Annotated in this window: 19 protein-coding genes; 13 read left to right on the top strand and 6 right to left on the bottom strand. The window is 70.6% G+C overall.

Features of this window, described 5'->3' with window-relative positions; translation table 11 throughout:
• Positions 1-23: 23 nt before the first annotated feature.
• Positions 24-2,672 (bottom strand): bifunctional FO biosynthesis protein CofGH, encoded by a 2,649-nt coding sequence (locus G3T37_RS09185; protein WP_338401227.1) that lies wholly within the window; start codon positions 2,670-2,672, stop codon positions 24-26.
• 224 nt (positions 2,673-2,896) lie between these two features.
• A complete protein-coding gene (gene cofD, locus G3T37_RS09190) occupies positions 2,897-3,970 on the bottom strand; it encodes a 2-phospho-L-lactate transferase (RefSeq protein WP_163473298.1) in 1,074 nt (357 codons plus the stop codon).
• 324 nt (positions 3,971-4,294) lie between these two features.
• Between cofD and G3T37_RS09195 the strand changes: the two genes are divergently transcribed.
• The 3 genes from G3T37_RS09195 (at position 4,295) to G3T37_RS09205 (ending at position 9,128) form a co-directional block, all read left to right on the top strand.
• Positions 4,295-5,269 (top strand): AAA family ATPase, encoded by a 975-nt coding sequence (locus G3T37_RS09195; RefSeq protein WP_163473733.1) that lies wholly within the window; start codon positions 4,295-4,297, stop codon positions 5,267-5,269.
• Between the two features lie 10 nt (positions 5,270-5,279).
• Complete coding sequence (locus G3T37_RS09200; RefSeq protein ID WP_163473300.1) at positions 5,280-6,623, top strand: DUF58 domain-containing protein; 1,344 nt, start codon at positions 5,280-5,282, stop codon at positions 6,621-6,623.
• Between the two features lie 78 nt (positions 6,624-6,701).
• Positions 6,702-9,128: a transglutaminase TgpA family protein gene (locus tag G3T37_RS09205; protein WP_163473302.1), complete on the top strand. Its 2,427-nt coding sequence runs from the start codon at positions 6,702-6,704 to the stop codon at positions 9,126-9,128.
• A 76-nt stretch (positions 9,129-9,204) separates the two neighbouring features.
• On the opposite strand, the gene G3T37_RS09210 is transcribed toward G3T37_RS09205, so the two are convergent.
• On the bottom strand, positions 9,205-10,527 hold the full coding sequence (locus G3T37_RS09210) for an aminotransferase class I/II-fold pyridoxal phosphate-dependent enzyme (RefSeq protein ID WP_163473304.1): 1,323 nt from the start codon (positions 10,525-10,527) through the stop codon (positions 9,205-9,207).
• A gap of 99 nt (positions 10,528-10,626) precedes the next feature.
• On the opposite strand from G3T37_RS09210, the gene G3T37_RS09215 reads away from it, so the two are divergent.
• The 8 genes from G3T37_RS09215 to mutM all read left to right on the top strand — a co-directional run bounded on the left by G3T37_RS09215 (position 10,627) and on the right by mutM (position 17,999).
• Entirely contained in the window at positions 10,627-11,475 is an 849-nt protein-coding gene (locus tag G3T37_RS09215) for a nitrilase-related carbon-nitrogen hydrolase (protein WP_163473305.1), read from the top strand.
• Positions 11,476-11,497: 22 nt separating this feature from the next.
• A complete protein-coding gene (gene hydA, locus G3T37_RS09220) occupies positions 11,498-12,916 on the top strand; it encodes a dihydropyrimidinase (RefSeq protein WP_163473307.1) in 1,419 nt (472 codons plus the stop codon).
• 8 nt (positions 12,917-12,924) lie between these two features.
• The gene (locus G3T37_RS09225; RefSeq protein ID WP_163473309.1) at positions 12,925-13,956 is read left to right on the top strand and encodes a TIGR03842 family LLM class F420-dependent oxidoreductase; all 1,032 of its coding nucleotides are present in this window, start codon (positions 12,925-12,927) and stop codon (positions 13,954-13,956) included.
• A gap of 69 nt (positions 13,957-14,025) precedes the next feature.
• Entirely contained in the window at positions 14,026-15,381 is a 1,356-nt protein-coding gene (locus tag G3T37_RS09230; RefSeq protein WP_163473311.1) for an aspartate aminotransferase family protein, read from the top strand.
• Between the two features lie 46 nt (positions 15,382-15,427).
• Positions 15,428-16,018, top strand: coding sequence for a YceD family protein (locus tag G3T37_RS09235; protein WP_338401228.1), 591 nt, complete (start codon positions 15,428-15,430; stop codon positions 16,016-16,018).
• A 2-nt stretch (positions 16,019-16,020) separates the two neighbouring features.
• On the top strand, positions 16,021-16,224 hold the full coding sequence (gene rpmF, locus G3T37_RS09240; protein ID WP_163473313.1) for a 50S ribosomal protein L32: 204 nt from the start codon (positions 16,021-16,023) through the stop codon (positions 16,222-16,224).
• A gap of 41 nt (positions 16,225-16,265) precedes the next feature.
• The gene (gene rnc, locus G3T37_RS09245; RefSeq protein WP_163473737.1) at positions 16,266-17,033 is read left to right on the top strand and encodes a ribonuclease III; all 768 of its coding nucleotides are present in this window, start codon (positions 16,266-16,268) and stop codon (positions 17,031-17,033) included.
• A 6-nt stretch (positions 17,034-17,039) separates the two neighbouring features.
• Positions 17,040-17,999, top strand: coding sequence for a bifunctional DNA-formamidopyrimidine glycosylase/DNA-(apurinic or apyrimidinic site) lyase (gene mutM, locus G3T37_RS09250; RefSeq protein ID WP_163473314.1), 960 nt, complete (start codon positions 17,040-17,042; stop codon positions 17,997-17,999).
• A gap of 121 nt (positions 18,000-18,120) precedes the next feature.
• Here the strand turns inward: mutM and G3T37_RS09255 are convergent, their stop codons facing one another.
• Positions 18,121-19,482, bottom strand: a complete 1,362-nt coding sequence (locus tag G3T37_RS09255) for a sensor histidine kinase (protein ID WP_163473316.1) — start codon at positions 19,480-19,482, stop codon at positions 18,121-18,123.
• Positions 19,479-20,162, bottom strand: coding sequence for a response regulator transcription factor (locus G3T37_RS09260; protein ID WP_163473318.1), 684 nt, complete (start codon positions 20,160-20,162; stop codon positions 19,479-19,481). Before G3T37_RS09260 ends, G3T37_RS09255 begins: the two co-directional genes overlap by 4 nt.
• A gap of 263 nt (positions 20,163-20,425) precedes the next feature.
• Here G3T37_RS09260 and G3T37_RS09265 point away from each other — a divergent pair, with 263 nt between their 5' ends.
• Positions 20,426-24,160, top strand: coding sequence for an AAA family ATPase (locus G3T37_RS09265; protein ID WP_163473320.1), 3,735 nt, complete (start codon positions 20,426-20,428; stop codon positions 24,158-24,160).
• A gap of 125 nt (positions 24,161-24,285) precedes the next feature.
• Positions 24,286-25,155, top strand: a complete 870-nt coding sequence (gene ftsY, locus G3T37_RS09270; protein WP_163473322.1) for a signal recognition particle-docking protein FtsY — start codon at positions 24,286-24,288, stop codon at positions 25,153-25,155.
• 51 nt (positions 25,156-25,206) lie between these two features.
• Here the strand turns inward: ftsY and G3T37_RS09275 are convergent, their stop codons facing one another.
• A complete protein-coding gene (locus G3T37_RS09275; protein WP_163473324.1) occupies positions 25,207-25,719 on the bottom strand; it encodes a gamma carbonic anhydrase family protein in 513 nt (170 codons plus the stop codon).
• Positions 25,720-25,778 lie beyond the last annotated feature (59 nt).

Genomic DNA, 25,778 nt, shown 5'->3' on the forward strand with positions numbered 1-25,778 from the left:
CCGCGCGCCAGCTCGCCCCCGTGCTACCGCGCCTGCGCCACCTCGAGCGGCAGAAGCTTCAACGACTTCCCGGTCGACGCGTACCCCGTCGACGCATGCGCTCGTGCCACGGCGCGACGCTCCTCCGACGGGGTGCCGTAGGTCGTTGTGCGTTGGTACGCGTGCCGACCAATCCCGCGGGCCAGCTCCTCCAGCTCGTCGACAGTCTTCTCCGACCCGTTGTCCGCGCCGGCCATCCGGCTGATGGTCTCCTCCATCAGCGTGCCGCCCACGTCGTCAGCGCCTCCCTGCAGCATCAGCTGGGTGCCCTCCGTGCCCAGCTTCACCCACGAGGTCTGGATGTGATCGATACGTCCGTGCAGCATCAACCGCGCCACCGCGTGCACCGCGCGATTCTCCTGCGCTGTCGGCCCCGGTCGCGCCACGCCGGCCAGATACACCGGCGAGTTCGCGTGTACGAACGGCAGCAGAACGAACTCGGTGAACCCACCCGTCTCGTCCTGAATGCGCGAGAGCGTTCGCAAGTGGCCCACCCAGTGCGAGGGGTTGTCGACGTGGCCATACATCATCGTCGACGACGAACGGATGCCCAGCCGGTGCGCCGTCGTCACGATCTCGATCCACGCCGACGCCGGCAGCTTCCCCTTCGTCAGAATCCACCGCACGTCGTCATCCAGGATCTCCGCGGCCGTGCCCGGAATAGTGTCGAGCCCGGCCGACTTCGCCTCGCTCAGGAACTCCGCGTACGAGAGCCCGGTCCTCGTGGCGCCGTTCACGATCTCCATCGGGCTGAACGCGTGCAGGTGCATCTGCGGCTGCCGGGCTTTCACCTCGCGGGCGAGGTCGAAGTAGGCGGTGCCGGGAAGGTCGGGATGGATACCGCCCTGCATGCAGATCTCGGTGGCGCCGATCATCCAGGCCTCATCGACTCGGTCGCCGACCTGCTTCATCGACAGCGTGAATGCATCGGCGTCGGTGCGCCGCTGGGCGAAGGCGCAGAACCGGCACCCGGTGTAACAGACGTTCGTGAAGTTGATGTTGCGGTTGACGACGTAGCCGATGCCGTCACCGTTCACCTCGCGACGAATTCGATCGGCGAGCCCGGCCAGCGCATCGAGGTCGCCGCCCTCGGCGCCGAGCAGGGCCAGGTACTCGCCGTCGCTGAGTCCCGCGGGGTCGGATTCCGCGCGGAGGAGGGCGGCGTGCACAGCGGGGTCCCCGCTGCCGCGGGTGCCGGCTACGCCCATCGCCCCAGCGCGGTCGCGCCCGACCTTCTCGCGGAGTTCGCTCCAGTCACCGTAGACGTCCTCGAAGTCACTGCGACGGTCAGTGGCACGCCCGACGGTATCGATCTCGGTATGCAGGTTCACCCTGCCGGATCCGAGCCACTCGGGGTCGGGCTCCTGCCACGGGAGGCCAGTGGGCACCCGGCCCTCGACGGCGAGTCCTCCGGTGTCGGCCAGCGCGCGCACATGGGGCAGGAGCCGTGGATCGAGCCACGGCTCCTCAGCGCGCACGTAGTGAGGGTGAACGGTGAGGCGCTCTCTGAGGGTGAATCCCGCAGCCCCGGTGAGGCGGGCGAGTTCGTCGATGTTGGGCCACGGCCGCTCCGGATTTACGTGGTCGGGCGTGAGCGGCGAGACACCACCCCAGTCATCGATGCCGGCGCGCACCAGCAGGGCCAGCTCCGTCTCGTCGGTGAGGTTCGGGGGCGTCTGGAGTCGAGCCGCCGGGCCGAGCACGAGTCGCGACACCGCAACGGCGGCGATGTACTCATCGAGGGGCAGGTCGTCGCGCCGCATCATCGCGGTCGACATCTTCGACCTGAAGTTCTGGATGATCACCTCCTGAATATGCCCGTGGCGTCGCGCCGCGGCCCGGATCGCGAACAGTCCCTCCACGCGATCGGCGTAGCTCTCCCCGATCCCCAGGAGAAGGCCGGTCGTGAACGGCACGTTCGAACGACCCGCGTCCTCGATGACCCGCAAGCGCACGACCGGATCCTTGTCGGGGGAGCCGAAGTGGGCCTGACCCTTCTCGGTGAAGAGCCGAGTGGAGGTCGTCTCGAGCATCATTCCCATCGACGGCGAGACGGGCTTGAGGCGCTGGATCTCCTCCCACGTCATCACGCCCGGATTCATGTGGACGAGGAGGCCCGTCTCCTCCATGATGCGAATTGCCATCGCCCGGAGGTAGGCGATCGTCGAGTCGTAGCCGTTGGCGTCGAGCCATTCGGCTGCTTCGGGCCAGCGCGCCTCGGGCCGGTCACCCAGGGTGAACAGCACCTCCTTGCATCCGAGCTCTGCGCCCTGCCGGGCGACCTCGAGAATCTCATCCGGCGACATGAACATCGCCTTGCCCTCGCGAGCGAGTTGCGCGGGCGTCTTGACGAACGCGCAATAGTGGCACCGATCCTGGCAGAGGTGCGTCACCGGAATGAAGACCTTCCGCGAGTACGTGATCACACCCGGGCGCCCGGCCTTCGCGAGGCCGGCGTCACGCACACGCGACGCCGCGACGAGCAGGCGCTCGAGATCACCCGCTCGTGCGTGCATCAGAGTCTCAGCCTCGACGGCGTCGAGCGTCACGCCCGACTCGGCGCGTTTCAGGGCGCGGGAGATGGCGGATGCGGTGGGCACGAATGACGCGGGCGTCACCGACTCGCTCGGCACGGATTGCCTCGTGGTGGAGGGCCCCGAGATGGACGGCCTCGGGAGGGATGGCGACAGGGGGAGATCTGCGGGCACAGGGGGCACGGCTTTCGCTTGGAACGACCACCCACAGCCAGGCGCACAACCAGATTCCTCGGCAGTCTAACCCTGCCGGACACCTCGACGCGGGCGTCGTCGTGGCGGCGCGCCCGCCCGTGCGAGCTGCCGGGGGTGTGCCCGCTGCCTCAGGCGCGCGCTCGCAACTCGCGGACGAAGTCCAGCGCAGTGCCGGCAAGGCGGGCGGACCGTGCGACGTCGGTCATCCAGAGCGGCGCCACGCGCGTCGGGATCCCCGACTCTTCAATTCCGGGCGCGAGGCTCGCATCCACCTCATCGATGAGCCAGCCGTCGAGAAGCCCTCCGTCGGCGCGTGCGCCATAGTGGCGGGCGACGGCGTCCGCCGCCGTGGGAACACCGATCGCGCTGAGGCAGGCATCTGCCATCCCTCGAACGACGGCGCCTCCGATGATCGGGGATACACCGACGATCGGCGCAGCGCTCGCCGCCATCGCCTCGCGAACGCCCGGGATGCCCAGAATCGTGCCGATCGACACGACCGGATTCGACGGCGCCACCAGGATCACATCGGCGTCCACAATGGCCGAGATCACCTCCGGGGTCGCCGTGGTCGACTCGAGCCCGTGCTGCACGAAGGCTCGTGCCGGGAGGGATGCCCTGTGTCGGGTCCACCACTCCTGAAAGTGCATCGAGCTGCGACCCTCCGCCGCGTCGTCAGGTTCGACGACGACGTGAGTCTCGACCTCCGAATCCGTCACGGGGAGGAGGCGAACACCCAGTGGCCAGCGCGAGGTGATCCGCGCCGTCGCCTGGGTGAGAGTCTGACCGTCACGCAGCAGGGCGGTGCGCGCCAAGTGGGTGCCGATATCGAGATCGCCCAGAGTGAACCACGGCCAGCCGATGCCGTAGGCACGCAGCTCCGAACTCACCCGCTCGCTCTCGCCCACGCGCCCCCAGCCGCGGACCTCGTCGTTCTCCCCGGCCAGCGTGTACATGATCGAGTCGAGGTCGGGCGCGATCCGCACGCCGCTCAGCCACATGTCGTCGCCCGTGTTGACGACCGCGGTCACCGTCGCGGAATCTGGGGCAGTGGCGGCCAAGTCGCGGCTACTGTCGGGCAAGCCGAGTGCGCTGGCGGGCCCGCCGGGGGCACTGCCGGGCGCGTCGGCGAGGTGCGCGCGCAGGCCGCGCAGGAAGCGAGCCCCACCCACCCCGCCGGAGAGGACGACGATCGAAGTCATAGTGAGGTCAGGCTAGCCGAGCCGTGTCCCTGCTCGTCGCGCGCGGCAGCCAGGCGCGCGGCGGTCCGCGGCCGCGGAGAAGCCGCGGAGACGCCCCGGAGAAGCTCCGGCGAATTCGCGGAGACGCCCGGAGACGCCGCGGAGCAGCCGCGCGCAAGCCCCGGAGACTCTGCGGAGACGCCCCGGAGAAGCTGAGGACCCCTCGGCCACAGCACATTCGCAGGTAACGTTTCCGCATCGTTCTGGCAGACTCAGAAAGTGAACTCATTCCCGGCCAAATTCGAACCGGGCCACGCCGACGTGTCGCTCCCGACTGCGGAGGCCATGCCCGCAGATCAGTTCCTTGCGGCCTCCTCCCGAATCATCGAATCGATCGAGACGGTGATCGACGGAAAGCGCGACGCGGTGGAGATCGCGCTGACCGTGCTGCTCGCCGAGGGACACCTGCTCATCGAGGACGTGCCCGGCGTGGGCAAGACGATGCTCGCCCGCGCATTGGCGCGCAGCGTGGACAGCTCGGTGTCGCGGATCCAGTTCACTCCCGACCTCCTGCCGGCCGACATCACGGGCGTGAGCGTGTTCAACCAGTCCGATCGCGAGTTCGAGTTCAAGCCGGGGCCGGTTTTCGCCAACATCGTGATCGGTGACGAGATCAACCGCGCGAGCCCGAAGACGCAGTCCGCGCTGCTGGAGAGCATGGAGGAGCACCAGGTCACCGTCGACGGCAAGACCTACGCGCTCGCGAGCCCCTTCACCGTGGTCGCCACGCAGAACCCGATCGAGATGGAGGGCACCTACGCGCTGCCGGAGGCCCAGCGCGACCGGTTCATGGCCCGCATCTCCATGGGGTACCCGGATGCCCGCTCCGAGATGGCGATGCTCCGCACCCGCGCGACCTCGAGTCCTCTCGACGCCATCTCGCCGGTCGTCGGCACCGCCGAACTCGCGGCCATGATCGCGACTGCGCGGGCGGTCTACGCGAGCGCAGCGATCGAACAGTACGCGGTCGCGATCGCCCAGGCGACCCGCCACGACGCGGAGCTGCGCCTCGGCGCCAGCCCGCGCGCCACGCTCCAACTGGTGCGGGCCTCGAAGGCGCGCGCCGCGCTCGACGGCCGCGACTTCGTGCTCCCGGACGACATCAACGCCCTCAGCGTGCCCGTGCTGAGCCATCGCCTGATTCCGGCCGGTCGCGTCGGGGTCACCGTCGGCGGATACTCGGGCGAGACGATGGCCGAGATCGTCACCAGAATCGTCTCCGAGACTCCCGTGCCCCTGGGTTCTCGCGGCAGGGGTTGACCCGCCGATCATGGCCCGACGACAGCGCGCACCGCGGGGCAGTGTCGCCCGGCTGACTCTTCGCGGCCTCTACTTCCTGGGGGGCTCGCTCGGCTGCGGCATCGTCGCCTACGGCACCGGGCTCACCCAGCTCGTCTACGTGCTCAGCTTCCTCGCCCTCCTTCCCCTCATCGCACTCGCGGTCGTCGTGATCCGGCCGCTTCGACTCGACGTCACGCGCACCTTCTCGCCGCGGGTGGTCAGCGCGGGGTCCACGAGCACCGTGCTGCTCGACGTGCAGAACGCCTCGCCCTTCGGCAGCGCGCCCGCGACGTGGGCCGACCGCATCCCGTGGCCCCCCGGCACCGCCGGGCCCGGTGCGCTGCCACCGCTCGCCCCGGGCCGGGTCCCCGCGGGCATGCGGCCCGAGACGCGCGACTCCGCTCCGCGCCGCAGCGCACGCCTGAGCTACACCCTCCGGCCGCAGGTGCGCGGCGTGTACGCGATCGGGCCGCTCGAGGTCGAGTTCACCGATCCCTTCGGCCTCGCGATCGGCCACGCCACGGTCGGCACATCCCAGTCGATGTATGTGGTCCCGGCGGTGCTGCCCCTCGGCGAAGGCGGCCCGTTGTTCGTCTCCGGCGACGGCAACGCGCGACTCATCCAACGCCTCGCGGTCGGCAACGAGGACGACCTGATGACGCGCGAGTACCGGCGCGGAGACGCGCTGCGCCGCGTGCACTGGCGCGCCTCCGCTCGCGCGGGCGAGCTCATGGTGCGCCAGGAGGAGCAGCGGAGCTTCCCGGAGGCGCGCATCCTCATCGACACCCGCAGCGACGGGTACGTGCACGACTGGAGCGACCTCGCGTTCGAGAACGCGGAGAGCGCCGCCTTCGAGTGGGCGATCCGCATGGTCGCGTCACTCGGCGTGCACCTGCACCGCTCCGGGTACCTGGTCCACGTCGTGGAGACCGCGACCCCGCAGATCGCCCCGCTGGGTGATGTCGCCGAGGGTGCGGGCCAGGACCTCGAGTTCCTGCTCAGCCTCGCGGGCGTGCGCCTCGCCGACCCCGTCGCGCTCGGGCGCGAAGGCACCCGCGATTCCACGGGCATCGTCGGCCCGATTTTCGCCGTCGTCTCCGACCCCTCCACGGTGACCCTGAACTGGATCGTCGCGCAGCGACGAGCCTTCGAGGAGGGCGTCGCATTCATCGTCGGATCCTCGTCGATGCGCGCATGGGAGCACCTGGCGGAGGCGGGCTGGACCTGCGTCCCCGTGCGGCCGGGCGACGACCCCGCCGTGGTGTGGGCGAGCATCGGTCGCTTCGGCTCGCCGACCGCGTCGGGCAGCCGCCGCCCGGGAGAACTGCGATGACGGCGGGTCGTCGAGCCCCGCGCATCCAGGAGGCGCGATGAGCGTCCTGACCGAGCGCCCCCGCATCCGGGAGGCGCGATGAGCGTCCTGACCGAGCGCCCGCGCCCCGGCGACGAGCAGCCGGATGACCGGCCCCCCGCCCCCCGTGGCCCCAGCTGGCGCAGCCTCACGCCCGGCTCCACAGCACGCGGCTCGCGCGGTGCGCGCGGCCCCCGCCGCGGCGGTGACCGCGGCGGTGCCCCCGGTGGCGACCCCGACCGCACGCCGCGCGACCACCGCATCCCGCACGGCCCCACCCTGCGCACCGTTCCCACCGGTGCCATGAACCTCCGGATGTCGGGCCTCCTCGCGCTCGCCCTGGGCCTCGCCCTCGCCGCGCTCGGACCGCTACTGGCAGGCACGGGGTGGTGGCTCGCGGGCGCGGGCATGATCATCCTCGTCTTCGGTGTCGCCGCCGTCGTGCGCGCCTTCACGCGCCCGCACTGGACCGGAACGGCGGCCGCTCTGGTCGCGGCCGTCGGCGTGATCACGCTGTTCTTCGGCGGGCCGCGCTCCGTGCTCGGGGTCGTTCCCACGGTGGAGTCGTTCCAGCGCTTCTCGCTCCTCGTTCAGATGGCGCAGGCCGACATCGCCCGCGAGGCGATCCCCGCGGCCGCCACTCCGGGGATCGTGTTCCTCATCGTCACCACGGTCGGAGCCATCGCGGTCGTCATGGACGCGCTCGCGATCTGGTGGCGGGTGCCCGCGTTCGTCGGCCTGCCCCTCATGATCGTCATCACCGTGCCGAGCGCGGTGCAGCCGAACCTCGCCGACCCGTTCTTCTACGTGATCGTCGCCGCCGTCTACCTGCTCATCATCCGCACCCGGCTGCGCCGCATCCAGCCCGCGGTCGCCTTCGTGGTGGGCGCGGCGGCGGTCGTCGGCGGGCTGCTGCTGCCGAGCATCCTGCCGCCCGTCGCGCCGCCGAGCACCTCGACCGGCACCGGACTCATCAGCACGAGCGTGAACCCCATCATCACCCTGGGGGATGACCTGCGCCGCGGGGTGCCGACCGTGGCGTTGACCTACACGACGAACGTGCCCGACGGCCAGTACCTGCGGCTCACCACCCTCGACCGCTTCCAGGGCACCTCGTGGGTGCCGGTGACCGCGGTGAAGCGGCCGGGCCACGGGGTCGCGACGATCGGGGCGGCGCCGGGGCTGGGGGCGGGGATCGCCACGTCGAAGGTCGAGACGAGCGTGCAGGTCGAGAACACCTCGAGCCAGTGGCTGCCCGTGCCCTACCCCGCGACGGCCATCTCGGGGCTCTCGGGCGACTGGTACTGGGAGCCGAAGGCCCTCGCCGTGACGAGCACCGACTCGAATATGCGGGGCCAGAAGTACCGGGTCGACTCCCTCGCCGTCACGCCGACGACCAACCAGCTGGAGGCCGCACCGCGGTCGACGGGCAACCCGCTCGCCCGGGTGCCGGCGGGTCTCGATCCGGTCGTCGCCGCGACCGCCAAGCGCGTCGTCGCCGGCAAGACGAACGACTACGACAAGGCGATCGCGCTGCAGACCTGGTTCCGCGGGCAGTTCACCTACTCCGAGAAGGCCCCGGTCAGCGCGGGCTACGACGGCTCGGGACTCGACGTGATCGTGCCGTTCCTCAAGGCGAAGGCCGGATACTGCGTGCACTTCGCGACCACGATGGCGGTCATGGCGCGCACCCTCGGCATCCCCTCGCGCGTCGCGGTCGGCTTCCTGCCGGGAACCCCGACCTCACCGCCGGGCGCCGACATCGGCGTGTTCACCGTCTCCTCCAACGATCTGCACGCGTGGCCGGAGCTCTTCTTCGCCGGCATCGGCTGGGTGCGGTTCGAGCCGACGCCCACGCGCGGCACCCTGCAGGACTTCCCGACGACGGCGCCCGACGGATCGACGACGACGCCGACGAGCCAGCCGAGCTCCTCGGCCGCGCCGGCGCCGAGCGCGAGCGCGACGGGGGCCTCGCGGCTCGCCAACGAGGCGATCCCCGGCAGCACCGGCGGTACCGACGTCGTGCGCTCGGGAACCCTCGGCTGGGGCGCGCTCGCGGTGCTCGTGATCTCGGCGCTCGCCCTCGGGCCGGCGATGATCCGCGGGGGAATCCGGCGTCGACGTCTCGCCGCGATCCGCGACGGGCGGGAGACGGCCGCGAACGCCTGGCTCGAGTTGCGGGAGACGACGCGCGACCTCGGCTACGACGTGCAGGCGGCCTACACCCCGCGCGAGTTCGTCGACTGGATCACGCGGGAGGTCGCCATCGAGGGCGTTCCGCGCGAGGCGCTCGAGGAGTTGCGCGGGATCGTGGAGAGCGAGAGCTTCGCACCACCGTCGCGGCTCTACGTGGGCGACCGGCTGGCGGCGAGCCTCAGCGCGGTCATCGTCGGGCTGCGGCGGGCGACCCCGCTGCCGCAGCGCCTGCGCGGGATCCTCGTGCCGATCACCCTGTTCGACTGGGTGAGCGGGGTCGCGCGGGCCTGAGCTGCGCCGACCCGAGCTGAGCCGGCCTGAGCTGCGCCGACCCGAGCTGCGCCGGCCTGAGCCGCTTCCCCTCCCGCTACCGCCGCGCCGCCGCGGCCAGCAGCGCCCCCACGGCCTCGAAGTCGCCGCGCACCTGCCCCGCCGTCACCCGGATGCACGGCTCCGCCACCCCGATCTGGAACGGTTCCCCCGACGCCACCCGGATCCCGCCCGCGGCGAGCTGCACGACCGCGTCGCGCTCGTCGGCCACGGGCATCCACAGGTTGATGCCGTCGGCCACCGCCGTGTCGTAGCCGTTCGTGCGCAGGGCGGCGGCGAGCGACTGCTGCCGATGGCGGTACGAGGCCCGCGCCTCGGCGACCTGCGCGACGCTCACCTCGTCGGTCAGCAGGTCGTAGAGGATCGTCTGCAGCATGCGCGAGGTCCAGCCGGGACCGAGGATCCGCCGCGCGACCAGGCGGTCCATGAGCTCGGTCGGGCCGCCGACGGCGGCGATGCGCAGGTCTGGTCCGTGCGACTTGGAGAAGCTGCGGATGTGCACGACGCGATCGGGCAGGTGAGTGCCGAGGCTCACATCCGCGCTCGACGAGATCTCGCCCGAGTGGTCATCCTCGATCACGACGGTGTCGGCACCGTGCCGACTGGTGCGGATCACCCGCGCGAGCTCCCGCGCCCGATCGGCCGTCATCGACACTCCCGACGGGTTGTGGGTGCGCGGTTGCAGCACGATGGCGGCGGGCGCGGACTTCATCGCCTCGGCGAGCGACTCCGGGCGGATCCCCTCGGCGTCGAGCGCGACCGGCAGCTTCTCGATGCCGAAGTGCTCCAGCAGGTCGAACAGGGGCGGGAAGCCGGGATTCTCGACGACCACCCGGTCGCCGAAGCGCAGCACGAGGTCGAGCGTGCGCGACATCGCGTCCATCGCACCGTCGACGACCGTGATCGAGTCGGGGGTGAAGGGCCAGGAGGCGAGCAGGTGCGCCATCAGTTCGGGGATCACCGGCTCATCGAAGTAGTTGGCGGTGCCCGCTTGCCGCGCCACGCGCGAGAGCGCGGGCCCGAGCTGGGGGAGGAGCAGGGGATCGGGGGTGCCGGTGGAGAGGTCGAGCCGGGCATCCGGCTGCTGGGTGAGGTGCCGCGACCGGGGCGGCAGTCGGGTGGTGCGCTCGGCGCGTACGAAGGAGCCGCTGCGGCCGCGCGAGACGATGAGTCCGACGCCGGCGAGCGCCTGCCAGGCGTGGCTGACCGTGGCGGGGCTGACGCCGAGGTCGGCGGCGAGGTCGCGCACCGTCGGCAGCCGGTCGCCGGGAGCGAGGTCTCCCGTGTTGATGAGACGTGCGATAGCGCCCGCGATTCCGCTCGGGGTGGTCTCCTCGATGACGGATGCTATGGACTTCACGCGGCCTCCCGTAGGTTTTACCCCATCGTCATTCTCCGAAACAACCGAGAAATGTTTACGGCGAATAATAACAAAAAGCAAGCACCGACGGAGGTTTTCATGACCGTAGTTCGCGCCGCCATCACCCAGACGACCTGGACGGGCGACAAGGAGTCCATGCTCGACAAGCACGAGCAGTTCGCGCGGGACGCCGCGGCGCAGGGTGCCCAGGTCATCTGCTTCCAGGAGCTCTTCTACGGCCCGTACTTCGGCATCACCGAGGATGCCAAGTACTACGCCTACGCCGAGCCCGCCGACGGGCCCATCGTGCAGCGTTTCGCAGCCCTCGCGAAGGAGCTGGGGCTGGTCATGGTGCTGCCCATCTACGAGGAAGACATGCCGGGTGTGTACTACAACACGGCGGTGGTGGTGGATGCCGACGGCACGATCCTCGGCAAGTACCGCAAGCACCACATCCCGCACCTCGACCGCTTCTGGGAGAAGTTCTACTTCCGGCCCGGCAACCTGGGCTACCCCGTGTTCCAGACCGCGGTCGGTCCGATCGGCGTCTACATCTGCTACGACCGTCACTTCCCCGAGGGCTGGCGGGAGCTCGGACTGAACGGCGCACAGATCGTGTTCAACCCCAATGCGACGAAGCCGGGGCTCTCCAACCGGCTGTGGGAGATCGAACAGCCCGCCGCCGCTGCTGCGAACGGCTACTTCATCGGCGCGCCCAACCGGGTCGGGCGCGAAGACAACGAGTACGGCGAACTCGCGGTCACCTTCTACGGCAACAGCCAGTTCGTCGACCCGCAGGGCAACGTCATCGGCGGTTATGGCAGCGGCGAGCACGAGGAGATCGTCATCCGCGACCTCGATCTCAGCATGATCCGCACGGTTCGCGACAACTGGCAGTTCTATCGCGACCGTCGGCCCGACTCCTACACCTCCATCACCAAGCCGTGACGCGACCCGCAGGAGAGACACGATGAAGACCCTCATCAAGAACGGCACGGTCGTCAACGCCACGGGCGTGGGAGCGGCCGACGTGCTCATCGACGGCGAGACGATCGCCGCGGTCCTCGCCCCCGGCTCGACGCTGCTGGGCTTCGACATCGAGCGGAATGTCGACACGGTGGTCGACGCGGCCGGCAAGTACGTCATCCCCGGGGGAATCGACGCACACACCCACATGGAGATGCCCTTCGGCGGCACCTTCGCGAGCGACACCTTCGAGACCGGCACCCGGGCCGCGGCCTGGGGCGGTACGACGAGCATCGTCGACTTCGTCGTGCAGTACCCGGAGCAGAACATCCTCGACCAGTACCACGCCTGGCACGAGAAGGCCGCGGGCAACTGCGCGATCGACTACGGCTTTCACCAGATCCTCTCCGACGTGCAGGACGCCTCGCTCACCGCGATGGACGAGCTGATCGCCGAGGGCGTGACGAGCTTCAAGCTGTTCATGGCCTACAAGGGCGTCTTCCTCTCGGACGACGGCCAGATCCTGCGGGCGTTCCAGAAGGGCGCGAGCAACGGCGCCCTCATGATGATGCACGCCGAGAACGGCGCGATGATCGACGTGCTCGTGCGGCAGGCCATCGAGGCGGGCAACACCTCTCCCTACTATCACGGCCTCACCCGGCCCTGGCAGGCGGAGGAGGAGGCGACGCATCGCGCGATCATGATCGCCGACCTCACCGGCGCCCCGCTGTACGTCGTGCACGTCAGCGCGAAGCAGGCGGTGGAGCAGATCGCCGCCGCGCGCGACCGCGGCCTCAACGTCTTCGGCGAGACCTGTCCGCAGTACCTGTACCTCTCGCTCGAGGAGCAGCTCGGCGCCCCCGGATTCGAGGGGGCCAAGTGGGTGTGTTCGACGCCGCTGCGCGCCCGGTCGGAGGGCCACCAGCACCACATGTGGCAGAGCCTGCGCACCAACGACATCCAGATGGTGTCGACCGACCACTGCCCCTTCTGCATGAAGGGCCAGAAGGAGCTGGGCATCGGCGACTTCTCCAAGATCCCCAACGGCATCGGCTCGGTCGAGCACCGCATGGACCTCATGTATCAGGGCGTCGTCGACGGCCAGATCTCGCTCTCGCGCTGGGTCGAGCTCACGTCGACGACACCGGCCCGGATGTTCGGCCTCTACGGTCGCAAGGGCGTCATCCAGCCCGGCGCAGATGGCGACGTCGTCGTCTATGACCCAGCCGGGCACACCTCGATCGGCCTCGGCAAGACCCATCACATGAACATGGACTACTCGGCCTGGGAGGGCTACGAGATCGACGGCCATGTCGACACCGTCATCTCGCGCGGAAAGGTCATCGTCGATTCCGGCCAGTATCTTGGCGCGAAGGGCGATGGCCGGTACATCAAGCGCGGCCTCAGCCAGTACCTGATCTAGGAGCATCCATGGATTTCGGGGTCGTACTCCAGACCAACCCGCCCGCCTCGCGCACCGTGCATCTGGCGAAGCTCGCCGAGCAGTTCGGGTTCAGCCACGCGTGGACCTTCGACTCGCACCTGCTGTGGCAGGAGCCCTACGTGATCTACAGCCAGATCCTCGCCGAGACGACGCGCATCATCGTCGGGCCGATGGTCACCAATCCGGCCACCCGCGACTGGACGGTCACCGCCTCCACCTTCGCCACCCTCAACGAGATGTACGGTAACCGCACCATCTGCGGCATCGGCCGGGGCGACTCGGCGGTGCGCGTGACGAACGGCGCGCCCACCACGCTGAAGACCCTGCGCGAGTCGATCCACGTGATCAGGGAGCTCGCCAACTCGAGGCCGGTCGAGTACAACGGTGCCCAGCTGCAGTTCCCCTGGAGCGTCGGCTCGACCCTCGACGTGTGGGTGGCCGCCTACGGGCCGCTGGCGCTGAAGCTCACGGGCGAGGTGGGCGACGGGTTCATCCTGCAGCTCGCCGACCTCGACATCGCCGAGTGGATGATCGCGACGGTGCGCAGCGCGGCCGAGGCCGCCGGGCGCGACCCGCTCGCCATCAAGTTCTGCGTCGCCGCCCCGATGTACATCGGCGACTCGTCGGACCCGCGGGTCCTCGCCCACATGCGCGACCAGTGCCGCTGGTTCGGCGGGATGGTGGGCAACCACGTCGCCGACATCGTGGCGAAGTACGGGGCGGAGGGTGCCGTGCCCCAGGCGCTCACCGACTACATCGCGGGCCGCGAGGGCTACGACTACAACGAGCACGGGCGGGCCGGCAACACGCACACCACCTTCGTGCCCGACGAGATCGTCGACCGCTTCTGCGTGATCGGCACCGCCGAGGAGCACATCGCGAAGCTGGCGGCGCTGAAGGCGATCGGGGTGGACCAGTTCGCCGGCTACCTGCAGCACGACAACAAGGAGGAGACACTGCGCGTGTACGGGGAGACCGTCATCCCGGCCATGCGCGATCACGTCACGGCGAAGGCCTGACGCGAGCGGCGACTCAGTACTCTGGAGCGGAGGCCCCTCGCGGACCCCGCACCCCTAACTAAGGCAGTTATGAACGATCAGTATCCCGACACCGTCACGATCGATGCGAGCGAGGGGACGCGCGCGTTCAGCCTCGACCGCGCGCACGTCTTCCACTCGTGGAGCGCGCAGGGCGCTCTCGCGCCGTGGGTTCCGGCGGGAGGACTCGGCACCACCATCTGGGACTACGAGGGCAAGCGCTACCTCGACTTCTCCAGCCAGCTCGTGAACACGAACATCGGTCACCAGCACCCCGCCGTGGTCGCCGCCATCAAGGCGCAGGCCGACGTCATGACGACGATCGCGCCCGCCCACGCCAACATCGTGCGGGGCGAGGCCGCGAGCCGCATCCTCGAGCGCGCCGGCGGCCACTTCAGCAAGGTGTTCTTCACCAACGGCGGTGCCGACGCCAACGAGAACGCGATCCGCATGGCCCGGCTCGTGACGGGCCGCGACAAGGTGCTCTCCACCTACCGCAGCTACCACGGCAACACCGGCGCGGCCGTCGTCGCGACCGGCGACTGGCGCCGGGTCCCCAACGAGTACGCGCGCGGGCACGTGCACTTCTTCGGCCCGTTCCTGTATCGCTCGGAGTTCTGGGCGACGACGCCCGAGCAGGAGTCGGAGCGCGCCCTGCACCACCTGGAGCGGGTCATCCAGGCGGAGGGGCCGCAGTCGATCGCGGCCATCCTCATCGAGACCATCCCGGGCACCGCGGGCGTGCTCGTACCGCCGCCGGGCTACCTGGCGGGCGTGCGGGCCCTGGCCGACGCGTACGGCATCGTGCTCATCTTCGACGAGGTCATGTGCGGCTTCGGTCGCACCGGCGAGTGGTTCTCCTTCGTGACGCCCGCGGCGACCGGTGGGGAGCGGGTCCAGCCCGACCTCGTCACCTTCGCGAAGGGGGTCAACTCGGGGTATGTGCCGGCCGGCGGCGTGATCATCTCCGACTCGATCGCGAACGCGTTCGACGAGGAGGTCTTCCCCGGCGGGCTCACCTACTCCGGGCATCCTCTGGCCATGGCCGCCATCGTCGGCACTCTCGACGCGATGGCCGACGAGGGTATCGTCGACAACGCGCGGATGATCGGCGAACGTCACCTCGGCCCCGGGCTCCGTGCCCTGGCCGAGCGTCACCCGCTCATCGGCGAGGTGCGCGGGGTGGGGGTGTTCTGGGCGCTCGATCTCGTCGCCGACCCCGTCACCCGCGAGCCCGTCTCGCCCGCGATCATCGGCCGGCTCAAGAAGGAGCTGATGGCCCGGGGACTCCTGCCGTTCTCGGCCGACAACCGCATCCACGTCGTGCCGCCCTGCGTGGTCACGCCCGACGAGGTGGCGGCCGCGCTCGCGATCTACGACGAGGCGTTCACCGCGGTGGAGGCCTGAGCCTGCGCCTGCGCTGCCGCCCCGGCCCCCGATAGAATCGACGACCGTGTCCCACTTCACTCTGACCCCGTACACCGTGCCGGTGTTCGACCTGCTGCACCGTCCCGGCGAGATGCGCGAGAAGTCGATCGACGTCACGGCCGCCGAGGACTTCGGCAACGCGGTGATCGGCGTGCGCACCGGCACCGAGATCGAGATCGAGGCGCGCCTCGAGTCGCTGCATGACGGCATCCTCGTCTCCGGCAGCGTCGATACGGAGGCCACGGGGGAGTGCGTGCGCTGCCTCATCGAGGTGAGAATTCCGGTCGAGGTCGAATTCCAGGAGCTTTTCGCGTATTCTTTCGACGAAGCTTTTGACTACACGGTTCAAGACGATCACGTGGATCTTGAACCCGTAGTCAGAGATGCGGTGGTGCTGTCACTGCCGTTTCAACCGGTCTGTCAAGAAGATTGCCTTGGCTTGTGCCCGATTTGCGGGGTACGACTTCTCGACAACCCGGGCCACGAGCATGACGCTCCCGTCGATCCACGGTGGGCTGCGCTTGCGGGGCTCGAAGGGTTGACGGAGGCTTCCACCCCACACGTTGACGTTGCTGAGGCGAGTCCTCATGCCGACGCCGAAGAAGAGAAGAGATAGTCATGGCTGTACCCAAGCGCAAGATGTCGCGTGCGAGCACCCGCATGCGCCGTGCACAGTGGAAGGCCGACGCGCCGACCCTGGTGAAGACCATCGAGAACGGCAAGACCGTCTACAGCCTGCCGCACCGCGCCAAGGTCGTCACCGACTCGACCGGCACGCCCCTGTACATGGAGTACAAGGGCCGCAAGGTCGCTGACGTCTGATCGCGAGTCGTCGCACCCCTCGGATCGTGGCTGACTCTTCGATGAACGGCACGGAGAGCACCCGAGCCGATCTGGCGTCCCGACTGGGAGTACCGGTGGGTCCCGAGCTTCTGCAGCTCGCGTTGACTCACCGGTCTTTTGCGTACGAGAACGGCGGACTCCCGCACAACGAGCGCCTCGAGTTCCTCGGCGACTCGATTCTCGGGCAGGCCGTCACGGTCATGCTCTACCGCGAGAACCCCGACCTCGATGAGGGCGAGCTGGCGAAGCGCCGCGCGAGCCTCGTGTCCTCGGTCGCGCTGGCGGAGGTGGCGCGGTCGATCGGCCTCGGCGAGCACATTCGCCTGGGGCGCGGCGAAGAGCTCACGGGCGGCAGCGACAAGTCGTCCATCCTGGCCGACACGGTCGAGGCGATGATCGGCGCGGTGTACCTGGATTGCGGTCCGGACGTCGCCACGGATTTCGTGCTGCGGCTCATCCGCCCGCTCCTCGAAGACCCCGACCGCTTCGGAGCGGCCATGGATCCGAAGACCAGCCTGCAGGAGCTCGCCGCCCGCCTCGGTCGCGGACTACCCAGCTACAGCGTGCTCGACAGCGGACCCGACCACTCGAAGCGGTTCCACGCGACTGTGCTGGTCGGCGGCGAGCCCGTGGCCAGCGGCGAGGGCAGCAGCAAGAAGCACGCCGAGATGGCCGCCGCGCTGGAGGCCTGGACGCTGCTGCAGGCGCAGCAGTCGGGACGCGGGGCGAAGGGGCGCACGGTCAGGACCGCGCCGAAGCCGGACACCGCGCACCACGCGACGCACTGACCCGCCGTGCCCGAGCTTCCCGAGGTCGAGGTCGTCCGCGCTGGTCTCGCGCCCTCGGTAACCGGTGCGACCGTCGCCGCGGTCGAGGTCTTCGACGAGCGCTCGCTGAAGCGCCACAGCGCCGGAGCGCTCGACTTCGTCGCGCGCCTCAGCGGTCGTCGCCTCCTCAGCGCGGAACGCCGCGGCAAGTTCCTCTGGCTGCCGCTCGAGCCGGCGGGCCAGGAGGAACTCGCGGGAGTGCCCCTCGGTCGCGAGCCGCTCGAGAGCGGGCCACCTCAGCCCGAGGCGCTCGTCGTGCACCTCGGCATGAGCGGGCAGGTGCTGCTGCGCGACCCGGGGGCGCCGCTCGACCGGCTCACGCGCATCCGCATCGACATCGATCACCCGAGGCACGGCGAGTTGCGCCTCGATTTCGTCGATCAGCGCATCTTCGGTTCGATGGCGGTCGACCGACTGGTCGAGACCCCCGACGTGCCGGGCGAGCGGGTGCCCAGCCAGGTCGCCCACATCGCGCGAGACCCCCTCGACCCGCACTTCGACGACGCACGATTCTTCGCCGCCCTCGCCGCCCGTTCGACGGGCATCAAGCGCGCCCTGCTCGACCAGACGCTCGTCAGCGGCATCGGCAACATCTATGCGGACGAGTCGCTCTGGGCCTCGCGCATCCACTACGACCAGCCGACCTCGACGCTCAGTCGGGCCCGGGCGCGCACCCTGCTCGCGGAGGTGCGCCTCGTGCTCGGCAGGGCGCTGGCGGAGGGCGGCACGAGTTTCGACGCGCAATACGTCAACGTCAACGGTGCGTCGGGGTACTTCTCGCACTCGCTCAACGCCTACGGCCAGCAGGGCACGCCGTGTCCGCGCTGCGGGCGGATGATCGTTCGCGAGCAGTTCATGAACCGCGGCAGCCACTTCTGCCCGCACTGCCAGCGCATTCGCGCGGCGGTCGCGCCGCTCGGCCACTGACGGCCGGCTGCGCGATCGGCCGGCTCCGCGGTCGGCGGGCTCTGCGATCGGCCGCAGCGCTGATCACGCGATCGGCCGCGGCGCTGATCACGCGGCCGGCAGTGTCACTCGGCGGGCAGCGTCACGCGGCCGGCAGTGTCACCGTGAACACCGCGCCGCCGCCGGGGGTGCTCTCCGCGCGGATGCCCCCGCCCAGCCGGCCGGCGAGCCGCGCCGCGATGGAGAGTCCCAGACCGGTGCCGACGGGTCGGCTGTCGCGGTAGCGCTCGTGCAGCACCCCGCGATCGAAGGCGACCGCCGCATCCTCGGGGCTGATGCCCGGGCCGCCGTCGCGCACCTCGATCGCGATCCCGGCCGGGCTGCCCGACGCGCTGAGGCTCACGGCGCTGCCCTCCGGACTGACCCGCAGCGCGTTCTCGACGAGCCCGTCGACCAGCTGTCGCACCCGTCGGGGGTCGCTCACGATGCTGAGCGAAGGTGCCTCCACGCGGAGCTCGACGCCGAGTGACGCGGCACGCCCCTGCCAGGCGTCCCGGCTCGCGCGCAGGAGCGCCCCCACGTCGACTCGCTCGTGGAGGATCGAGAAGTCGTCGCTCTCCAGCCGCGCGAGCTCCAGCAGGTCGGTCACGAAGTGACCCAGCCGCTCGGTCTCGGTGAGCAGCACGCGCCCGACGCCGGGGAGTTCGGCGGGGCCGATCATCCCGTCGCCGATCGCCTCGGCATAGCCGCGGAGGGCGGTGAGCGGGGTGCGCAACTCGTGCGAGATGGAGAGCAGGAACTCGCGCTGGCGGGATTCGCTCGTCGCGAGCGCGACGTCGAGGGCGGCGAGCGCGTCGGCGACGGCGGTGACTTCCGCCGGTCCGGTGCGCGCCGGGTGGATGCCCCGCTCGCCACGAGACATGCGCCGAGCCGTGCGCGCCACCGCGACGAGCGGCTCGGCCAGTCGGCGGGCGAGCAGGGAGCCCGCGACCACGGCCACCACGAGGCCGATGCCGAGGGCGAGGGCGATGCGCCAGAGGGCCCCCTGCGCCTGCTGTTCCACGGAGGCGCGCGGCAGTGCCAGCACGAGCGCCCCACCGGACTTCCGGGGTCGCGCCTCGACGAGCGTGAGTCCGTTCGGTCCCACGATCGTCGTCGACACCTTCGCGATGAGGGCGCGGCGCACCAGTCGCGGCGGCAGCAGCTCGGCCGCGGGCCCGCTGAGCGACCCGTCGGCCGCGATGATGCCGACCTCGGTGTCGCCGAGCGCGATGGAGAGGCGATCCTGCACTGCGGTGCCGCCGCCCGCGGGAACGCGCGCGAGCAGGGTGGCCTGCGCGGCGAGCTGAGTGCGCGCCTGGTCGAAGGAGGACTGGCGTACGAGCTGCAGCGAGACCACCCCCGTGACGAGCACGGCGAGGGTGGCGACGGCGACCGTCACCAGGGTGATGCGACCGCGCAGGCCGAGGGGGCGCCGACCGCGCGCGCCGGGCTCCGGGGTCATGGCTCGTCCACGGCGGCGTAGCCCACGCCGCGCGAGGTGCGGATCGGGCTCGCCTCGCCCAGCTTGGCTCGCACCTGAGCCACGTGCACGTCGACCGTCCGGCCGCTCGCGTAGTCCGCCTGTCCCCACACGCTCGACAGCAGCTCCTCCCGCGTGAAGACCCGCCCGGGCGAGCCCGCGAGCTTGGCCAGCAGATCGAACTCGGTGCTGGTGAGGGTCACGGATGCCCCGCCCACCGTGACCGTCCGCGCGGCCACGTCCATCCGCACCGCCCCCACCTGCAGCACCGGCTTCGTTCCCGGCCCGTCGAGTCTGCGGAGGATGGTGCGGATCCGCGCGACGAGCTCCCGCGGCGAGAACGGCTTCGTCAGGTAGTCATCCGCCCCCAGTTCGAGCCCGAGGATGCGGTCGACCTCGTCGTCGCGCGCGGTCACGAAGATGACGGGCGTCCAGTCGCCGGATTCGCGCAGGCGGCGGCAGACCTCGATGCCGTCCATCCCGGGCAGACCGACGTCGAGCACGACCGCGACCGGCCGCAACTGTCGGATGCGCGCGAGTCCCGCCGCGCCATCCCGCTCCAGGTGCACCCCGAAGCCCGCCTCGGTGAGGTACAGCCGTTGCAGCTCGGCGATGGCGCGCTCGTCCTCGACCACCACGATGAGGCCCTTGCTGTCGGACATGCGACCATTCAAGTGCATCGTCGGCCCGCCGCCGCGCGTTTGCGCGGTGCTCTTACCGTCCCCGAACATTCGGGCGCCCGGGCCCCCGCGGGCGGCTCCGCCGTCGACCGCCCACGGTTCGCGCCGCCCGCCCCGCTGGCCACCCGCGGCTCCGCCCCGCGTGCCCGCCGCCCGCCCCGCCGGAGCGAGCCTGGATCGTGTCGCCCCGCCCGCCCGGTACCGTAGGTGCCAGGACAACGGCCGAGTCGGAGAAGGGGTGGCGCGTGTATCTGAAGAGCCTCACCCTCAAGGGCTTCAAGTCATTCGCGCAGTCGACGACCTTCCAGTTCGAGCGGGGCGTGACCTGCGTCGTCGGCCCCAACGGCTCGGGCAAGAGCAACGTCGTCGACGCCCTCGCCTGGGTCATGGGCGAGCAGGGCGCCAAGAACCTGCGCGGCGGCAAGATGGAAGACGTCATCTTCGCCGGAACCGCGACGAAGGGCCCGCTCGGCCGCGCCGAGGTCCTGCTCACGATCGACAACTCCGACGGGGCGCTGCCCATCGAATACACCGAGGTCACGATCAGCCGCACGCTGTTCCGCAACGGCGGCAGCGAGTACGCGATCAACGGCGAGAGCTGCCGGCTGCTCGACGTCCAGGAGCTCCTGAGCGATTCGGGCCTCGGCCGTGAGATGCACGTGATCGTGGGTCAGGGCCAGCTCGACGCGGTGCTGCACGCGAGCCCGGAAGACCGGCGCGGGTTCATCGAAGAGGCGGCGGGCATCCTGAAGCACCGTCGGCGCAAGGATAAGACCCTGCGCAAGCTCGACGCGATGCAGGCCAACCTCACGCGGCTCTCCGACCTCGCGGGGGAGATCCGCCGTCAGTTGAAGCCGCTGGGTCACCAGGCCGAGATCGCCCGCGAGGCGGCGACGATCGCGGCGATCGTTCGGGATGCCCGCGCGCGCATCCTCGCCGACGACGTGGTTCAGCTGCGCGAGTCGATCACCCAGTACAGCCGCAGCGAGAGCGAGCGCAAGAGCGAGCGCATCGTGCTGCAGGAGCAGCTCGACCAGGCGCGTATCCGCGTCCACCACATCGAGCAGGCGATGGTCGGCGACGCGGTCGACCACGCGCGGCAGACCGCGTTCGGCCTGGAACAGGTGCAGGACCGGCTGCGCGGGCTCTTCACGCTCGCCAACCAGCGTCTCGCCCTCCTCGCGCAGCAGTCCGAACTGCCCGGGATGACCGCCGTCTCCATCTCGCAGGGCATGGTCGATGACGCGCGCGCCGAGGCCCAGCGCCTGCGCGGCGAGGTCGGCGCGGCCGAGGCGCAGGTGGGTGCCGCAGCCGCCCAGACGGCGACCGCGAAGGCGTCGCTCGATTCCCTCGATGAGGAGATCAGCTTCCAGAGCGCCCTGGTCTCGCGGCACGACCTCGAGGTCGCCCGCCTGGCGAGTCAGATCGAGGTCGCGCAGTCGCGACTGGCGGCCACCCGCGGCGAGCAGCTGCGCCAGCAGAATGCCCTCGAGCAGGCGGAGGAGCGGCGTGACACCACCCGCCGGGAGTTCGTCGCTCTCGAGGCGGAGGCCGCGACGACTCCCGAGGGCGATGGCACGCTCGATGCCGCCTACGCGGAGTCCGAGGCGGCGGTGGCTGCGCTGCAGGCCGATATCGAGCGGATGCGCGATGAGCTGCACGGACTGGAGCGGGAGCGCGACGCGCTCGCCGCGCGCAACTCGGCACTCTCGATGGCGGTCGATCAGCGTGACGGTTCGGCGTCCATCGTCGCGGCTCCCGGAATCCGCGGGCTCGTCGCCGAGCACGTGCGCGTGACCCCGGGATACGAGGCGGCGATCGCCGCGGGACTCGGCACGCTCGCGGATGCGGTGCTCGCCGACGACCACGACTCCGCGATCGCGGCGCTCGACCAGGCGCTCGCCTCCGACGCGGGCCGGGTCGAGATCGTCGTCGCCGACACCGAGGAGGCGCCGGAACTCGGAGCGCTGCCGGCCGGAGTCTCACCCGCGACCGACTTCGTCGTGGCGCCCGCCGGCGTGCGCGGCATCCTCGCCCGCGTCGTCGTCGTCGACGACCTCGCTGCCGCGCGTCGCGCGTGGCCGGCGCTCGCGGAGGTCGGCGGGCTCACCGTGATCACCCGCGCGGGCGAGGTGCTCACCCACTACGTGCTTCGGGGCGGATCGGGCGGAAAGCGCTCACGTCTCGAACTCGTCGCGGAGCGGGATGCCGCCGCCGAGAAGCTGGCGACCGTGAGCACGGCGATCGAGCGGGCCCGCTTCGCGCTCGCCGAGAGGCGCGGCGCTCTGCAGCAGGCGCAGGAGGAGTCGGCGCGGGCACTGGCCCGCCTGCGCGAGTTCGACGCCGCGCTCGCCGCGCACTCCGAGCGCCTCGGTCGACTTCGGATCCAGTTCGAGGCGGCCCAGGCCGAGTGCGAGCGTCTCGCGCACGGCGTTCAGGTCGCGAGCGAGAACGCGCGGCGCGCGGAGGACGATGTCGACCGCGCCCGGGCCGAGCGCGACGAGTACGGGTCGACGCCGCGCCCCATCCTCGATGTCTCGGCGCGTGACGGACTACTGGAGGAGCTGGAGGCCGCGCGCGCGGCGGAACTCGAGCAGCGCATCCAGCTCGAGACGGTGCGGGAGCGCGTTCGGGCCGAGGACGCGCGAGCGGAGTCGCTTGCCCGAACCCTCGTGGCCGAGCGCGCCGCCGCCGAGGAGCAGGCCAGACGGGCGGTGATCCGCGCTCGCCAGGTCGCGACCGCGACGGCCGTGGTGGATGCCCTTCCCGCCGTGCTCGACGCCGTCGACCGCTCCCTCTCCGAGGCCCGGGTCGCCCTCGCGGCACGCGAGGCGGAGCGCTCGCACCAGAACCAGGAGCTCGCCGGCCTGCGCGAGCAGGAGACGGCCCTGCGCGATCGGCTGACCGCGCTGAGCGACACCGTGCACGGCATCGAGATGCAGATCTATGAGAAGAAACTGCACCTCTCCACCCTGCTCGAGCGGGCCGGCGAGGAGCTCGGCCTCGTCGAGGACGTGCTCGTCGCGGAATACGGTCCGCAGTTGCCGGTACCCGACGACGTGAGCCTGACGAACGCGGCGCTGCGCGCCGTGGGCAGCCGTGCGGTCGCCGCCGCCGATGCTGAGGCTGAGGCCGCGAACGCGGATGCGCCGGATGCCCTCGCCCTGCACGCTCTCGCCCCGGGTGCCGATGCCGCCGACGCCGACGCCGACCCGGCTGGTGCCGACGCTGCTGGTGCCGACGCAGCTGGGGCCGACGCAGCTGGTCCCGACGCAGCGGGGGCCGACACCGTCGGCGAAACGCGCCCCTTCGACCGCGCCGAGCAGGAGGCCCGGCTCGCGCGCGCCGAGCGCAAACTCGGCCAGCTCGGCCGCGTCAACCCGCTCGCGCTCGAGGAGTTCGCGGCACTCGAGCAGCGCCACAAGTTCCTCACCGAACAGCTGACCGACCTCAGCAACACCCGCAGCGACCTCCTCACGATCATCGAAGAGATCGACGAGAAGATGCAGGACATCTTCGGCAGCGCCTTCGAAGACACCCGCGCGGCCTTCAATCAGGTCTTCCCCGTGCTGTTCCCCGGGGGAACCGGCAGCATCCACCTCACCGACCCCGACGACATGCTCACGACGGGCATCGAGGTGACGGTGAAGCCCGCCGGCAAGAAGATCGAGCGTCTGTCGCTGCTGTCGGGTGGGGAACGGTCGCTCGCGGCGGTCGCCCTCCTCATCGCCATCTTCAAGGCCCGCCCCAGCCCGTTCTACATCATGGACGAGGTGGAGGCCGCGCTCGATGACGCCAACCTCGGGCGCCTGCTCACGATCTTCCGCGACCTGCGCGAGAACTCGCAGCTCATCGTCATCACCCACCAGAAGCGCACCATGGAGATCGCCGACGCCCTGTACGGCGTCTCGATGCGCGCGGACGGCATCAGCGCCGTCGTGGGGCAGCGCATCGCCCAGCACGACGAACTCGCCAGCTGACACCGCGGCCGGCGAACCGCCACGCCGGTCGGCAGGGCACCTCACCCCGCGCACCGGGCACCGCACCCCGCCGGCCCGCACCCCATCCCGACCGGCCCGCACCGCGCGCCTCCTATGCTGGTGGCATGGCTTCACCCTGGTCGCTCTCCGGCGCGCTGCGCGGCATGTTCTCCCGCAAGACGATCGACGAGGACACCTGGACCGATCTCGAAGACGCGCTCATCTCGGCCGACTTCGGGCCCGATATCACCGACGCCGTGATCGAGGAGCTCCGCGCCAGCGTCGAGCGCTTCCGCACGACCGACCCCGCCGACCTCAAGCGCATGCTGCGGGAGACCCTGGAGGAGCGGCTCGCCCGCCTCGACCCGACCCTCACGCTGAGCAACCGGCCCGCGGTCGTGCTCGTCGTCGGCGTCAACGGCGTCGGCAAGACGACGACGATCGGCAAGTTCGCCAAGTTCCTCACCACCTACGGGCGCACCGTCGTCGTGGGGGCGGCCGACACCTTCCGTGCCGCCGCGGTCGAGCAACTCGCGACCTGGGCGGAGCGCGGCGGCGCACAGATCGTGCGGCCGCAGCAGCACGGCCAGGATCCGGCGTCGGTCGCCTTCCAGACCGTCGAGAAGGCGCAGCGCGAGGGCATCGAGATCGTTCTGATCGACACGGCGGGCCGGCTCCAGACCAAGAGCGGGCTGATGGACGAGCTCTCCAAGATCCGCCGGGTGATCGAGAAGCAGGCGCCCATCGCCGAGGTACTGCTCGTGCTGGACGCCACGACCGGGCAGAACGGATTGAATCAGGCGGAGGCATTCATCGAGCATGCCGGGGTCACGGGGCTCGTCCTCACAAAACTCGACGGCAGTGCAAAGGGCGGCTTCGTGCTCGCTGTGCAGGAGAAGACGGGCATCCCCATCAAGCTCGTCGGCCAGGGCGAGGGCATCGGCGATCTGACCGGTTTCACGCCGCACGTCTTCGTGCAGAACCTCGTCGGCTGACGCGCGGCGACCGTCGGCACCTCGGGTGTCCGCGGTCTCGGCGGGTGTGGCTCAGGCGGTCGCGACCCGGTGTGCGGCGGCCAGCTCCACGTAGTGGTCGGCGTTGTGACGGATGCCCGCGCGCTCGTCCTCGGTCAACTCGCGCCGCACCTTCGCGGGTACGCCCGCGACGAGCGAGCCCGGCGGGATGACCGTCCCCTCCAGCACGACCGCGCCGGCCGCGACGAGCGAGCCCGCGCCGACGACCGCCCGGTTCAGCACCCGCGCCCCCATGCCGATGAGGCAGTCGTCCTCGATCACGCAGCCGTGCACCACGGCGCCGTGCCCGATGCTCACGCCCTCGCCCACGACGAGCTGCAGCCCGGTGTCGGTGTGCATCGAGACGTTGTCTTGCACGTTGGACCGCGCGCCGATGGTGATGGAGTCGGTGTCGCCGCGCAGCACCGAGCCGTAGAAGACGCTCGCCTCCGCACCGAGCGTCACCCGGCCGATGAGGGTCGCATTCGGTGCGACGAAGGCGCTGGGCGCGAGGGAGGGGGTGTGGCCCGCGTAGCTGACGATCATCCCCTCATTATCCGCAGGGCATCGGCCGCTGTCAGCGACCCCGAGACGGCGGGAGGTTA

It is taken from the genome of Galbitalea soli (assembly GCF_010686725.1).
Taxonomy (GTDB): domain Bacteria; phylum Actinomycetota; class Actinomycetes; order Actinomycetales; family Microbacteriaceae; genus Galbitalea; species Galbitalea soli.